This is a genomic window from Bifidobacterium sp. JNUCC 75, from assembly GCF_054819865.1.
Window position 1 is genome coordinate 1,940,589 of record NZ_JBTHIF010000001.1, and the last position, 14,726, is coordinate 1,955,314.

At 53.6% G+C, this 14,726-nt stretch carries 8 protein-coding genes; all 8 read left to right on the forward strand.

Going from position 1 to position 14,726, the window contains the following annotated elements; genetic code table 11:
• Positions 1 to 18: 18 nt before the first annotated feature.
• The 8 genes from ACVWNW_RS07680 (at position 19) to ACVWNW_RS07715 (ending at position 14,718) form a co-directional block, all read left to right on the forward strand.
• Positions 19 to 3,165, forward strand: a complete 3,147-nt coding sequence (locus ACVWNW_RS07680; protein ID WP_121913702.1) for an alpha-mannosidase — start codon at positions 19 to 21, stop codon at positions 3,163 to 3,165.
• A 21-nt stretch (positions 3,166 to 3,186) separates the two neighbouring features.
• Positions 3,187 to 4,461: an ABC transporter substrate-binding protein gene (locus ACVWNW_RS07685; RefSeq protein ID WP_454482056.1), complete on the forward strand. Its 1,275-nt coding sequence runs from the start codon at positions 3,187 to 3,189 to the stop codon at positions 4,459 to 4,461.
• Complete coding sequence (locus ACVWNW_RS07690; RefSeq protein WP_121913700.1) at positions 4,461 to 5,435, forward strand: carbohydrate ABC transporter permease; 975 nt, start codon at positions 4,461 to 4,463, stop codon at positions 5,433 to 5,435. Before ACVWNW_RS07685 ends, ACVWNW_RS07690 begins: the two co-directional genes overlap by 1 nt.
• Positions 5,425 to 6,258 carry a carbohydrate ABC transporter permease gene (locus ACVWNW_RS07695; RefSeq protein ID WP_454482058.1) on the forward strand — a complete coding sequence of 278 codons (834 nt, stop codon included), beginning with the start codon at positions 5,425 to 5,427 and terminating at the stop codon, positions 6,256 to 6,258. Before ACVWNW_RS07690 ends, ACVWNW_RS07695 begins: the two co-directional genes overlap by 11 nt.
• A gap of 16 nt (positions 6,259 to 6,274) precedes the next feature.
• On the forward strand, positions 6,275 to 7,543 hold the full coding sequence (locus tag ACVWNW_RS07700; RefSeq protein ID WP_454482060.1) for a glycoside hydrolase 5 family protein: 1,269 nt from the start codon (positions 6,275 to 6,277) through the stop codon (positions 7,541 to 7,543).
• 87 nt (positions 7,544 to 7,630) lie between these two features.
• Positions 7,631 to 10,186 (forward strand): glycoside hydrolase family 31 protein, encoded by a 2,556-nt coding sequence (locus ACVWNW_RS07705; RefSeq protein ID WP_454482062.1) that lies wholly within the window; start codon positions 7,631 to 7,633, stop codon positions 10,184 to 10,186.
• Positions 10,187 to 10,244: 58 nt separating this feature from the next.
• Entirely contained in the window at positions 10,245 to 11,339 is a 1,095-nt protein-coding gene (locus ACVWNW_RS07710) for a LacI family DNA-binding transcriptional regulator (protein ID WP_232350488.1), read from the forward strand.
• A gap of 55 nt (positions 11,340 to 11,394) precedes the next feature.
• Positions 11,395 to 14,718, forward strand: coding sequence for a glycoside hydrolase family 2 TIM barrel-domain containing protein (locus tag ACVWNW_RS07715; RefSeq protein WP_461196354.1), 3,324 nt, complete (start codon positions 11,395 to 11,397; stop codon positions 14,716 to 14,718).
• Positions 14,719 to 14,726 lie beyond the last annotated feature (8 nt).

Genomic DNA, 14,726 nt, shown 5'->3' on the forward strand with positions numbered 1-14,726 from the left:
AATGAAGGGTCATTGATTATGTTGCTTAAAGTACAGCGTGAGGTTGATCGCTGCAAGCGGGTCATGAATGAGCGGGTACGCCCTCATATCCACCATGTGCTCGCCCAGTGCGATGTACAGGCTGTTTGTTATACGGGGGAACCGGTGAATCCGTCAACGTTCCTTGATGAAGCACGGCATGGCGGTGTGGCATTCACCCCTCTTGCCGTCGGTGAGCCATGGGGCACCACATGGGGGACGACGTGGATGAAAGTGACTGGACAATTGCCTCGGAGCTCGGGCAATGGACACCCGATTGAACTGCTTTTTAACCTGGGTTGGCTGGATTGGCCAGTTGGCGGACACATCGAAGGAATGGTGTATCGGCCTGATGGCTCGGTGATCAAGGCCATCCATCCACGTAACTACTGGATTCCATTGGTTGATGATCAAGGCAAAGCGGACCAAGTCGTTGATCATGACGGAGCCTTCACTGTCTACGTTGAAGCGGCATACAATCCTAACGTCCCGTCTTTCACGGTTACGAGTCTCGGTGATGCCCCCACGGGCAAGGCGGATGAGCGTTACGTCTTTGAATCGGTGCAAATCGCCGAATATGATCACGAAGTCCACGAATACTGGATAGACCTCGACATCGTCAGCGGCGCTGTAGAACAGTTGGATGCCGGTTCGCCACGGTATTGGAAGCTGGCCAAGGCGCTGCAGCGTTCCATGAACATCTTTGATGGAGCTGATGAAGAGACTGTGAGAGCCACCCTGCCTGCTGCGCGTGAAGCGCTGGAAGCGGTGATGAATAAACCCTCCGCACCTTCTGCTTTGCAGCTATCCGCCATGGGGCATGCTCACATCGATTCAGCTTGGCTTTGGCCTGTGCGTGAGACCAAACGCAAGGTAGGACGGACAATCGCCAATGTGCTGACCCTCCTGGATAACGATCCAAAGTTCTGCTACGTCATGAGTTCTGCCCAGCAGTATGCCTGGCTCGAGGAACGGCACCCGGATTTGTTCAAACGTGTGCAGCGCTACGTACAGGAGGGAAGGTTTATACCTGTAGGAGGCATGTGGGTTGAATCGGATGGAATGGTTCCCTCAGGCGAGTCGCTGATTCGTCAGCTTTCTTATGGGCAACGGTATTTTAAGCAAAAGTTCGGCGTCGAAACCCATGGGGTTTGGCTGCCGGACAGTTTTGGATATTCAGGTTCATGGCCCCAAATCGCTCGCCGATCGGGAGCACGTTGGTTCCTGACGCAAAAACTCTGTTGGAACGATACAACACGATTGCCGCATCATTCGTTTATGTGGGAAGGGATTGACGGTTCCAGGATCTTCACCCATTTCCCTCCGGCAGATAAGTACGATTCTGACATGTCCCCCAAGGACCTGCACTATGCGGAACAGAATTTTAAGGATAAGGATCTGTCGGATCACGGGATTCTGCTGTTCGGCTATGGAGACGGCGGTGGTGGACCGACGAGAGAGATGACCATGAGGGCTGAGCGGCTTCGTAGCTTCGAAGGTCTTCCTCGAGTGGAATATGACAATCCAGATCATTTCTTTGACGTGGCTTATCACGATATGGCTGACCAGGCTGGCAGTGAGATGCCCACTTGGAAAGGCGAGTTGTATCTCGAGCTCCATCGCAAGACGTTGACCTCCCAGCAGGACATGAAACGTGGTTGTCGCAAAGAGGAATCATGGCTGCGCATGGCGGAATATTGTTGTGCCTATGCCGAATTGGTCAATGAGGAATATGTTTATCCGCGAGAAGAGCTTGACAGAATTTGGAAGACCTTGTTGCTCAATCAGTTCCATGACATTTTGCCTGGATCCGGTATCGCATGGATATACCGAGTGGCTCGCAAGGAGTATGCAGAAGATATAGTCCGGCTGCGGGAGTTGACCGCCGAAGCCTTGCGTGCGGTCGAAGCATCTACTAAGACCAGAATTCGGCCTGAGGCACGAATCATGCAGGTCGGACGAGCTGAATCAGGACAGGCATCCTGGAGTCCGGTTAATGCAAAGGGAATAGTCAGGAATGCTTCAGCCGTCGCTGTATCTCATAATGCAAACAGCGAGTTGATTCTGGACAACAGCCTTTTGCGCGTTGTCATTGCTCAATCTGGAGCAGTGACATCCATATGCGATCTGACAACCGGCAGAGAAATGGTGGCACCTGGCCAATCCTGTGGGCTTTATCAGGTACTCAAAGATGAGCCCGGCGTCTTTGATGCTTGGGATGTAGAGCGCGATGCATTCTTGGCTGTCTCTGATTTGGATCAAGGCCAAATCGAAGATGTGAAGACTGACGAGGACGGTACTGTTCACGTCCATGTGATCAATAAGTACCGCGCCAGCACTATTCGGACCAGCATCAGTTTGCGTCCCGGTTTGAGGCAGCTTGATTTTCATGCTGACGTTGATTGGCTCGTTCCGGAAAAGCTGCTCAAGGTTGCTCTTCCACTTGCTGTCAGAGCAGACCGTGCCCAGTATGAAACACAATTCGGCCTTATCGAACGTCCTATCGTGAAGAATACCGAGGGTGATGAGGCACGTTTCGAGAGTTGCACGCATCGTTTCGTCCGCATAGCTAATGAAGAATTTGGCGTTGGCATCGTCAATGGATCGACTTATGGATCCGATGTGTCCGCTATATATGGACCAGAGAATGGTCCGGAAGTCGGCACTCAGGTACGCCTGACCTTGGTAGGTGCTCCTAAAGCACCAGACCCCCATGCAGATCTGGGCCACCATGAGTTTGATTGGGCTCTGGTGCCTGGTCATGATCTGGATTCGACCTTGGCTGCAGCTGCGGAAATCAACGCACCAGTGTTGAAGGATGTGCCTGATATGGAGCCCTTAATTGGTCTGCAAAATGTGAAGGGCTTGCCTGTCGTCGATTGGATCAAGATGGCTGACGATGGCTCAGGTGATTTGATAGTGCGTATCTACGAGGCCAACGGCCAACCGGCATCTGCATCGCTGGCAGTGAATGGCCCCATGGTGGGGGCACAGGTCTATGAGACCGACTTGCTGGAGCGGGACCGCCACTATCAGGGTGAGCCTGATGCTCTCAAACAGCCTGGGGCTGCTGAGGGGGCTCGGCTTGATCTGGGACCTTTCCAGATTGCTACTCTTCGGCTTTCTCAAGCCGGAATTCAAGGATGAATTAGTAAAGGAGAAATCACAATGAACAAAACTATAAAAACGGCGCTGTCGTTGCTGTGCTCAGCAGCGGCAGTCGTGAGCTTCGGAGGATGCGGGGGAAGCGCATCCTCCGGGTCTGGTCCTATCGAACTGAAGTTCCAGACATGGAATCTCAAAAACGACAAGTTCACAGGATACTTCCAGGATCTGATCAAGCAGTTTGAAAAGGAGAACAAAGGCGTCCACATTAAGTGGGTTGATCAGCCGGCTGACAACTATGAGGACAAGCTCTCAACCGATGCCGCTGCAAATTCCCTGCCCGATGTAATTGATATGGGGCCTGAGGCTGCGTATACCTTGGCTGGTGCTGGTGCGTTGCTCAACATTGCCAAGGAGGAGCCAAACGCCAAGGATCAATATCTTGATGCTGCATGGCAATCAGCCACTTTCAAAGGCCCCCATCTGGAGGAGGGCACCTATGGGTTGCCTTGGTACCTGAACACAGGCCCTACCCTCTATAACAAGGCCTTGCTCGATGAGTGCGGGCTTGACTCAAGCAAAGTGCCGAAGACTCAGGATGAAATGTTTGCCAATGCTGAAATCTTCGGGCCGAAGTGTGGTGGCAAGTATGCTATGACCACTGGCCTTCCCAGCATCCAGGATTTCGGTATGTACGGCGTTCCCCTGATGAATAAGGATCACACCAAGTTCACCTTTAATGACCCTAAGGGAGTGGCCTTTGTCCAGCATTATGTGGACATGTATAAGGCCAAGGCCTTTACTGACGAGATGCTGAACACCTCCAATAGCGGCGAGTCAAAGAGCTTCAACTCAGGCTCACAGGTTTTCCTCAATGGCAGCCTGTACAGCATTGACGATATGAAAAAGAATGCCCCCAAGGTTTATGAGCATATGGGCATTACCAGCATGGTCGCCAACACTCATCCGAACATGATGATGGAAATGATGACTGTCAATGCCAATTCCAAGCATAAGGATATGGCGCTGAAGCTGGCCAAATTCGTGACCAACTCCAAGAACCAGCTGGCCTTCGATAAGAAAGCCAATGTCTTCCCATCCTCTAAGGGCACCATTGATGATCCATTCTTCAACCCATCTGGTGACGATATGAATGCTGTAGGCATGAGAATGGTCGCCAAGCAGGTGCGTGAAGGACGTATATGGGGTCCTCCGCAGTTTACTGCAGTAGACGGCACCAGACTTCAAGAACAAATCGCCCAGGCCCTGCAGGGCAAGGTGACTCCCAAGCAGGCACTGGACAATGTTGTTGAGTACGCCAACGGCAGGTTGAAGTAATGGTCCAGTCGTCTCATAGACAGCATAAGGGCGTCGGTTCCGCCGGCGCCCGGCGCCTTAACCCTGACGGCACCTATGTGCACCCTTTGGGAGCCAACAGGAGCGGTCGTGTCGCTCCATGGCTCTTCGTGACTATCCCGATTTTGTGGATTCTGGTCTTTTCCTTGTTGCCGTTCCTGAACACAATCCGCTTGTCCTTCACGGATTCGACCTTGTTGCGTCCTGGAAAATTCATCGGATTCCAGAATTTCATCGATATGTTCCATGATCCACATTTCAGAACGGCAATGACAAACTCATCTCTGTATGTCGTCTGCGTTGTGCCCTTCATGATTATCCTGCCGTTGATTCTTGCGGCGTTGGTGGCCGAAAAAACCAGAATAATGGGATTCTTTAGAACATCGTTCTATGTCCCGGTAATCATGTCCAGTGTGGTGGTCGGATTGATTTGGACCAACCTGCTGGATTCCAAGGGTCTGGTCAACGGTCTGTTCCGTGCCTTGCACTGGATAAGCAAGCCCATTCCATTTCTCACTGATCGTTGGTTGCTCTTGTTCAGCGCCATGACTATTACCATTTGGACCGGCCTGGGCTACTACATGATTATCTATTTGACGACTATCGCCAATATTGACCCGGTCTTGTATGAGGCTGCACAAATTGACGGAGCAGGCGCAGTTCGTCAATTCATCCATGTAACCCTACCTGGATGCACCTGGACTATGATTCTGATCTCCCTGCTGTCTTCTATGTCAGCTTTCAGAGTCTTTGGTGAAATTTACATGTTGACTAATGGCAGCGGTGGAGTCGGCGGGGCCGACATAACGATGACAATGCTAATCAAGAACGAAGGCACTGGCATCAATGCCCGAACCGGATATGCCGGGGCATTGGGTCTGGTTATGTTCTTTGTGCTCGGTGCTCTGATTCTCTTCGAATGGTTCCTGGAATCGAGGTCCTCTGATGACGAGTAAGCATATAACAGTGGGCAAGGTCGTGAAGTATGCCGTCTTGGTCCTGCTCTTCCTTTTCCTTGCCTGCCCGTTGCTATGGCAGATATCCTTGGCTTTCAAGGGTCCTAAGGATGATATGTATGCAGTTCCGCCATACTTCTGGCCTCGCGACCCTACGGTCAGTAACTTCAGCGGAGTCTTCAAGCGTCTGCCGATAGTTGGCTATGCCTTAAACACACTGGTCGTGGCTGCTATCAATATTATCGGCAATGTCATCAGCGGCACTATGGCCGGCTATGCCATTGCTTTGCTCAAGTTCAAAGGCAAGCGGATCGTAGTAGGAATTCTGTTCCTCTCCATGCTGATTCCTGGAGAAACAGTTATGATTACGCAGTTCCTGATCATCCGTTCTTTGAACTTACAGAACAACTTGATAGGTGTCGCCTTGCCCGGCATTGTAAGCGCGATGAACATTCTGCTGTTCGTTAATGCATTTCGTGCGATACCTCGAGATCTGATTGAGGCCGCGGAAATGGATGGCGCTAACGTTTGGCAAAGGTTCACCATGATTTGTGCGCCGCAGGTCAAGGGGACCATGGCTCTAGTGGCTATCTTCTCATTCATGGGTTCGTGGAATGACTTCCTCTGGCCTCTGATTGTTCTGACAGACGACAGTCACTACACATTGACGCTAGGGATGTCTCGTTTGCAGGGAACATTTGTCTCGGATCCCAGATTGGTAGCCGCAGGGACTGTCATTGCCCTGGTGCCTATTCTCATCTTCTTCTTCGTCTTCCAGCGCTATATTTTCCACGGACTGGAAGTCGGCGGGGTTAAGGAATAACGGAATACAGATACTCATGAAATACGGCGTTAATTACACACCATCCGCCGGTTGGTTCTATACATGGCTTCATCCTGATTGGGGACGTATCAGAGAAGATCTGGAACAGATAGCCTCGATTAGGGTGGACCATGTAAGGATCTTCCCTTTATGGCCTATCCTGCAACCGAACAGAAACTATATCAATCCTCAAGCGCTGGATGACTTACGGCATATGGGGGAACTGGCAGCGGAAGCAGGTTTGGATTGTTATGTAGATGTGCTTCAGGGGCACTTGTCCAGTTTTGATTTTCTTCCATCCTGGCTGCGCTCTTGGCATTCTCGCAATATGTTTGTCGATGCTCAAGCTGTACAGGCTCAGATCCAGCTGGTTATAGCCATCTATGACGCTATGGCTGATGTTCAAGGCTTTGCCGGATTGACTCTAGGCAATGAATGCAACCAGTTCGCGAGTATGACGCATCCTTCGCCAATGCCACTGACAAAGGCGCAGGCTGATGCCTGGCTTCGCGCTTTGCTGTTGCCTTTGCAGGAACGTGCCCACCACGATGGGAGAGTACTTCTGCACAGTGAGAATGATGAGGTCTGGTATGCCGACGGTCATCCATTTACTCCCGGCCAGGCAGCGAATCTGGGAGATGTGACAGCTATCCATTCGTGGGTCTTCAACGGAACTGCCCAGCATTACGGTGCTCTGAGCGTCGAAAGTGTTGGTCATGCTGAATACCTTGTCGAATTGTCCAAAGCATTCGCACGTCATGATCATCGGCCGGTATGGGTCCAAGAGATTGGGGCTCCGAATAATGTGATAACCAATAGTGAATCTGGGGTTTTCTGCTGTCGCTCAATCCAGAGGATGCTGCGTTGCAGCGATCTCTACGGTATTACCTGGTGGTGTTCCCACGATGTCGATGGGCGTTTTGTTGACTTTCCGGAATTGGAGCATCACCTGGGTCTGTTTGATCTAAAAGGGAATCTAACGGAGGTCGGCAAGGCATTTTCTCAGATAGTGGCTGAGCCCTTGCCCATGGTTGTCAATAGACAGGTCGCTGTAATAGTCGATGTGGACGAGCAGGGATTGCCGCTGTCGCGGGGCTCCTTGGCTCCTGGAGGATCTGTGTTCGAAGCCTGGATGCAGTTGTCGCGCTCAGGAGAGCATCCTGCAGTGGTCACATCTGCCTGTGTGCATGACGAGCAGAGCCTGAATGCAAGGGGCATACGTGAATGCCTGCCAGTTGAGCTTCGTACAGGGAATGTGTACAGCAATGTAGCCCGATCGGATTGAATCTAACTCGGAGCGCGACAGTGGGGATCCTTCGAGAACGAACGAAGGATCCCCACTTGAAGCAAGTAAACAAAGGGAGATACACGGATGGTTGATTCTCGCTTGTTCTCGTTGGAGAGCATGGGGGCGCATCCTCGGATGTGCGAAGGTTCGGTTGTGCAGGGCGACCGATGGAGAATAGGCATTCTTACGGATGCGCTCATACGTTTCGAGTGGTCAGATACTGGGGTGTTTGTCGACGATGCCACGACTATGGCCATTAATCGGCGATTCGAGCCAGTTCCGGACTACACAGTCACGCACAATGACGATGGTTCGTTGGAAATTGAAACTTCAGAGTTAAGAATATTCTACGACAGGCAGCCCTTCAGTTCTGAGGGACTGTACATCTATATGAAGCATTCTGGAGCTCAAGAGAGTACCTGGCATTATGGAGATGAGCAGAAAGGCAATTTGGGAGGAACCACCAGAACTCTCGATCAAATCGACGGCTCCACTGCATTGGATCCAGGCCTGATATCCAAATATGGTTGGGCAGTGATTGACGATAGCCGAACCAGCCTGATACGCAAAGCGGATCAGGTAGGAGGGAAGCCCAATCCTTTCGGTACCTGGGTATTCCCTAAGGAAGGGCCGAGCCAGGATTGGTATTTCTTTGGCTACAATCAGAAGATAACCGAGGCTGTAAAAGATTTTTATCATTTGAGCGGGCACACTCCGCTCTTGCCTAGATACGTCTTGGGTAACTGGTGGAGCCGATACCATCGGTACTCGCAGGATGAGTATGAACAGCTTATGGAACGGTTCAACCATGAAGGCATTCCATTCACCGTAGCCGTCATCGATATGGACTGGCATCTTGTCGACATTGATCCCAACTTAGGCTCAGGTTGGACGGGCTATACCTGGAACAAGGAGCTATTCCCCAATCCAAAAGACTTTCTGCATTGGTTGCACGATCATGGCATGCGAACCACGCTCAGCCTACATCCGCGTGATGGGGTTCGGTCGTTTGAAGAACCATATGAGCGTGTAGCTAGAGCCGCCGGAATCGATCCTGCATCGAAGAAAACAGTTGAATTTGATGTGACTTCGCCCGTCAGTATGAACGCTTATTTTGATGCCCTTTTGCACCCGATGGAAGAACAGGGTGTTGATTTTTGGTGGATTGATTGGCAACAGGGATCAGTTGCCAAGCAGAAGGATTTGGATCCGTTGTGGTTGCTGAATCATCTGCATTATTTGGATTCTGCTCATATGCCGGGGCATAGACCTCTGACTTTCTCCAGATATGCCGGTCCTGGCTCGCACCGTTATCCGGTAGGATTCTCTGGCGATACTGTTGTTAGTTGGAAATCACTCAGATTCCAGCCATATTTCACTGCCATGGCCAGCAATATCGGTTATGGGTGGTGGAGTCATGACATCGGCGGCCATATGTTCGGTTACCGTGATGAAGAGTTGGAGGCTCGATGGTATCAGTTGGGGACCTTCAGCCCCATCAACCGATTGCACTCAAGTTCGTCACCTTTCAATGGCAAGGAACCTTGGAACTTCCGCGTGGATGTTGCTCAGAGTATGGTCGGGGCCCTTAGACTGCGGCATGCGCTGATTCCATATTTGTATTCCATGAATAGACGTGCCGCATATGAGGATCTGCCATTGGTGGAACCGATGTACTGGCATTATTCCGGCGGCAATGTGCCCACTCAGTTCATGTTCGGCACCGAGTTAATCGTCTCTCCCATCCTGGAACCGGCTGATCGTGCCTTGCAGAAAGCCAAAGCACAAGTTTGGTTTCCACATGGTCTTTGGTTCGACTGGTTTGATGGCCGCCATTATGACGCAGAACAGAAGAATGGGCGCAACATGGAAGTCTGGCGTGGGCTGGACCGGATGCCGGTTTTTGCCAAGGCAGGAGGCATCGTTCCGCTTCAGAGTCACATTGACCATAGGGTACAAACTGATGACGATTACGATTACTCGTTGAACACAGTGGAAAACCCTCAAGGTCTAGACTTGCGTATTTTCCCTGGCGATGATGGGCATTTCACCCTTTGGGAGGATGACGGTGCACCCCAAGGCAGGATTACATGGGTGCGGACTGATCTGGACTTGAACTGGAAAGAGGGAAAGTTCACTATCAGTCCGGCTCAAGTATGTCCGGAAGAGGGGGCAGCGGGGGTGTCCAATGACCCGGGGCTCGTAGTGCCAAAGCGCCGGGATTGGACACTGACTTTCCGCGGCTTAGCCCCAGTGGACGCATCGAGGATCACAGTACTGTCAGACGGTCAGGCGGTTCCTTTTTCCTGCACCTACGATGAGGAACGACTCAGCTTGATTGTATCCTTACGAAGTCTGTTGTGTACTTCGCAAATTGATCTGGTCTTCAATGATCGACCACAAGTTGCGCACAACCCTATGAATCATGATGCTCTGCAATTGTTGCAAGGTGCACAAATGTTCTACTTCACTAAGGAGCAGGCCTGGGATCAAGTCAGGAATCTTGGCGTCAAAGCAGTGTCAGCACTTCATACTCTCGAAATGCCTCCTGGAGATTATGGTGAACCTTCCTGGTTCCAATCTCACATGCCGCAGGAGGTAATACGAGGTCTGGAGGAAATTTTCCTTAGGGATCAGTAAGTTATCTGAACGTTCAGGGTAAGGTGACGGTCAGTTGGCGATGGAGCGGGGGAAGGGTATGAGTCGAGTCAAAACAGATATGGAGCGACAGGATTCGTCTTCGGAACCACAGCGTGTCAGTCTGAAGGATATCGCTAAAGAGCTTGGCATATCCCAGACGGCTGTTTCGTTTGCGATCAATGACAAGCCTGGCGTCTCCAGGCGCACCAAGCGACGGGTCAAGGATGCAGCGGCCAGGCTTGGTTGGAGTCCTGTGTATGCGGCCCAGGCCCTGGGCTCCTCTCGTACCATGACCATTGGGTTTGCTCCAGCGCGATCGATAGATGCTTTCCAGACGGAAACTTTCATGTTGCATTTCATGGCTGGAATTCATGCATCCCTCAGCGATCACGGGTATGGCCTTTTGTTTCGGCCCTGCCGTTCCTTGGAGGAGGAATTAACAACATACGAGGATTGGGCTCGACGCAAAAGAGTTGACGGGGTCATCCTCGTGGATTCGTTGATTGACGATCCGAGACCGGGCAGACTCAAGGCTCTGGGAATGCCGGCCGTCTTGGCGGGTGGTCCCGATACCCATCATGAACTGCCTTCACTCTCGATTGATGATTCCAAAACCATGACCACTATTCTCAAACATCTGAGATCTCAAGGCCATAGGCGAATTGCTTACCTTTCCGGAGATCCAAAGTTGGATTACAGCAGGGCTAGGGCCTCAGCATTCCATCATTTTGCGCAAGGTAATGGCCTGGATTCAGCTATAGTCAAATTCACGGATTTCGATCCTGATGAAGCCGTAAACCAGACATTATCGTTGTTTTCGGGCGCGCACCCTTATACAGCGTTTATCTATGAGAATGAAATTCTGGCGGCTGCAAGCCTGCGATCCCTAAATATGCGTCGTTCGGATGACGCTGCTGTAGATCTTCCAGCTAGGACTGATGCGCTGCCGGGTATCGTCAGTTTCGAGGACAGCTTCATCTGTCAGTCCACCAGTCCATCGATAACCGCAGTACATCGTGATGCAGGGCTATACGGTACAAAGGTCGCCAATCTGCTATTAAAGGTCTTCGACGGCGGTGCTGTTAGCAGCAACCGCCGAATTCTGACCCCCAAGCTGGTCATCCGTGAGAGCACGGCACGTCCAGTGCGATGAAATCCGTGACAACCCCCGGGAAGTCTGTGCTATGGCACCGGTATCATGGTCGCATGTGAGCGTAAACAGTCATACCTGTGAAACGTCTGCTGCCAAGGCCACCGAGGAGGATGGAGTCGTCATGTTCATACCACGTTATTACGAGGATCCAGCCACACTGCATGTGGGAACCGAGCCCAACCGTGCTTATTTCGTGCCGGCCAGCGCCTCCATGGACACGCGTGGCGACCTGCGAAGGCGCTCTGATCGGTACCTGGATCTGGATGGAAACTGGGACTTTCGCTATTACGCCAGCATCGACCAGCTGGATGCCGAGGTTCAGTCCGCCAACGAGGCTAAGGATCCGGTCTTTTTCGAGGCCGACTACAGCCCTTCTCGGGATGCGGGCCAAGGGGTATACCAGCCCATCCATGTGCCAGGAGTCTGGCAGACCCAGGGCTATGACAACCCCCAGTACACCAACGTGCGTTATCCGTTCCCATACGATCCGCCCAGGGTGCCTGCCGACAATCCCTGTGGCATCTACCTGCGCGCTTTCGACTACGAGCCTGATTCCTCGGCGCCCCAGGCCTTGCTCAATTTTGAGGGAGTGGACTCTTGCTTCTATCTCTGGGTCAATGGTGATCTGATCGGCTACAGCCAGGTCTCCCACGCCACCAGCGAGTTCGATGTGACCGACCACCTGCGGCCGGGCCGCAACCAGCTGGCCGTTCTGGTGCTCAAGTGGTGCGATGGCAGCTATCTGGAGGATCAGGACAAGTTCCGGATGAGTGGCATCTTCCGCGATGTCTACATCCTGCGTCGACCCAAGGCACGTCTGCGTGACTGGTTCGTCCACACCGACCTGGACGAGGACATGAGTCATGCCAAGGTGACCCTGGACTTGGATCCGACCGGCGTATCGGGCCAGAACGATGCTGCTATTGATGTCCAGGCTCTGCTGGCCGACCCCGATGGGGTGGAGGTGGCCCGGGCCGAGCTGACAGGTTGCAAGGAGCCTGCGCAATTTGTCCTGAAAGTCAGCCATCCTCGCCTCTGGAATGCTGAGGATCCTGAACTCTACCGGCTGACGCTGACGACTAGGTCCAGCGCATCTGACACCGGCGATTCTGCTGAGTCCATGCCGGGGGAGCATCCCGACGAGGTCATCACCGAGTACATCGGTCTTCGCACCATCAGTGTGGACGGCCAGGTGGTCAGGGTCAACGGCAGCCCCATCAAGATTCATGGGGTCAACCGCCATGACGGGGATCCACGCACCGGCTTTGCCATCAATCAGGAGCAGATCATGCGCGACCTGACTCTGATGAAAGAACACAACGTCAATGCCATCCGCACCTCCCATTATCCCAACAGCCCCCAGTATTACGCCCTCTACGACCAGCTGGGCTTCTACCTGATCGCCGAGGCCGACCTGGAGACCCACGGCATCGAGACCCTCTACCATAGTCCGGACTGGAAAGAACCCGATTACTGGAATGGCCGCATCGCTGACGAGCCGCGCTTCACCAAGGCTATCGTCGATCGGGTCCAGCGCAGCGTGGAGCGGGACAAGAACCATCCTTCGATTCTGATCTGGTCCATGGGCAACGAAAGCGGATACGGCTGCGGCATCGAGGCGGCTCTGGCCTGGACCAAGTCTCGGGACCCCTCCCGTCTGACTCACTACGAGTCGGCCATCCACGGTTCGCCCCGGAAGGATCTGGACTATAGCAATCTGGACATCACCTCAAGGATGTATCCCAGCATCAAGCAAATCAAGGATTACTTCACGCCGGAGGGTCCTCACGGCATCAGCAGCCACGGGGATGACGGGGACGGAGGCCGTCGGCCTTACTTCCTCTGTGAATACTGCCATGCCATGGGACTGGGCCCAGGGGATCTGGAGGACTACTTCCGAGTCATTCAGGCCTATCCAGGGCTTCTGGGCGGCTGCATCTGGGAGTGGGCCGACCATGCCATCGATCAGGGCAGGGACCGCAAGGGCCGTCGGATCTATGCCTATGGTGGCGACCACGGTGAGTACCCCCATGATGACAACTTCTGCATGGACGGCCTGGTCTACCCCGACCGGCGGCCCCATACTGGCCTCAGGGAGTTCAAGAACGTTTTCCGCCCGGCCCGTCTAGTCGGATACGATCCCCAGACCCGGCTGCTCACGCTGCACAACTATCTGGACTTCACCTTCTTGGATGAGTACCTGAGCCTGAAGTGGACCCTTCTGTGCGATGGGGAGCCGGTGGCCTCCGGAACTCCGGAGCTTGACCGAGGGACCGGCCTGCACATCGCCCCCCATGCCGAGGGCACCGTGGGTCTGCCGACGATGGATCCGCCCGAGAAGGGCCGTCTGACCCTGCTGGTGGAGTACGCTCTGGCCAAGGCCGATCCAGTGCTTCCGCAAGGGCATCTGCTCGGCTTCGATCAGCTTGAAGCTGCCGATATGGGAATGCCTGAACGTCCCAATGGCGTGGCCAGGGTCATCAGTTCCGATCCCGGCAGCGGAGCCCGGGGCGCCCACCGGCCGGTGGTCAGGCAGACTGATGCCCGCTTCGATGTGGAGGGGGCTGATTGGCGCTACATCTTCAACCGCCGTACCGGCATGGTGGAATCAATGAGCGTCGACAACCGTTCGCTCTTGACCGCCCCTATGGAGATCAACCTCTGGCGGGCGCCCACCGACAATGATGCCACCATCAAGCAGGAATGGCGCAAGGCCGAATACGACCGTGCCAGTACCAGGGCCCTATCCTGCCAGCTGCAGACTGATCAGGAACGGGGGTTGACCACAATTAAAGCTGAACTGTCCTTGGTGGCACCTTTCATTCAGCCCATGGGCAGCATCCTTGCTACCTGGACACTGAGCGACCAGGGTGGGCTGGATCTGAAGATGGAACTGCACCGTGATCCTGAGTTCCCCTATCTGCCCCGGTTCGGCCTGCGGCTCTTCCTGCCCAAGAGCCTGCAGCGGGTCACCTACTGCGGCTATGGGCCCTATGAAAGCTACCGGGACATGCACCGTGCCAGCCACTACGGCGTTTTCCGCAACACTGCGTCAGGCATGGTAGAGCACTACCTGCGTCCCCAGGAGAACGGCTCCCATTATGGCTGCGACTACGTCCTGGTGGAGGATGACCGTTCCCTGCTGCAGGCAGCGGGGGATGGGCCCATCAGCTTCAACTGTTCCCCCTACACCCAGGAGGAGCTGACCGCCAAGGGGCACGACCACGAGCTGGAGGAGTGCGACTCGACCGTGCTCTGCCTGGACTATGCAACAAGCGGCGTAGGCTCCAACAGCTGCGGACCCGAGCTGGATCCCGCTTACCGCTTGGATGAGACCGATCTGGTCTTCGGACTGCACCTGCGGGTCCGTTCCAAGTGACCAAGGCT

What these genes read in the sequence shown, in the direction of transcription:
- ACVWNW_RS07680 (WP_121913702.1), top strand. Translation starts at nt 19, where the DNA reads ATGTTGCTTAAAGTACAGCGTGAGGTTGATCGCTGCAAGCGGGTCATG.
- ACVWNW_RS07685 (WP_454482056.1), top strand. Translation starts at nt 3,187, where the DNA reads ATGAACAAAACTATAAAAACGGCGCTGTCGTTGCTGTGCTCAGCAGCG.
- ACVWNW_RS07690 (WP_121913700.1), top strand. Translation starts at nt 4,461, where the DNA reads ATGGTCCAGTCGTCTCATAGACAGCATAAGGGCGTCGGTTCCGCCGGC.
- ACVWNW_RS07695 (WP_454482058.1), top strand. Translation starts at nt 5,425, where the DNA reads ATGACGAGTAAGCATATAACAGTGGGCAAGGTCGTGAAGTATGCCGTC.
- ACVWNW_RS07700 (WP_454482060.1), top strand. Translation starts at nt 6,275, where the DNA reads ATGAAATACGGCGTTAATTACACACCATCCGCCGGTTGGTTCTATACA.
- ACVWNW_RS07705 (WP_454482062.1), top strand. Translation starts at nt 7,631, where the DNA reads ATGGTTGATTCTCGCTTGTTCTCGTTGGAGAGCATGGGGGCGCATCCT.
- ACVWNW_RS07710 (WP_232350488.1), top strand. Translation starts at nt 10,245, where the DNA reads ATGAGTCGAGTCAAAACAGATATGGAGCGACAGGATTCGTCTTCGGAA.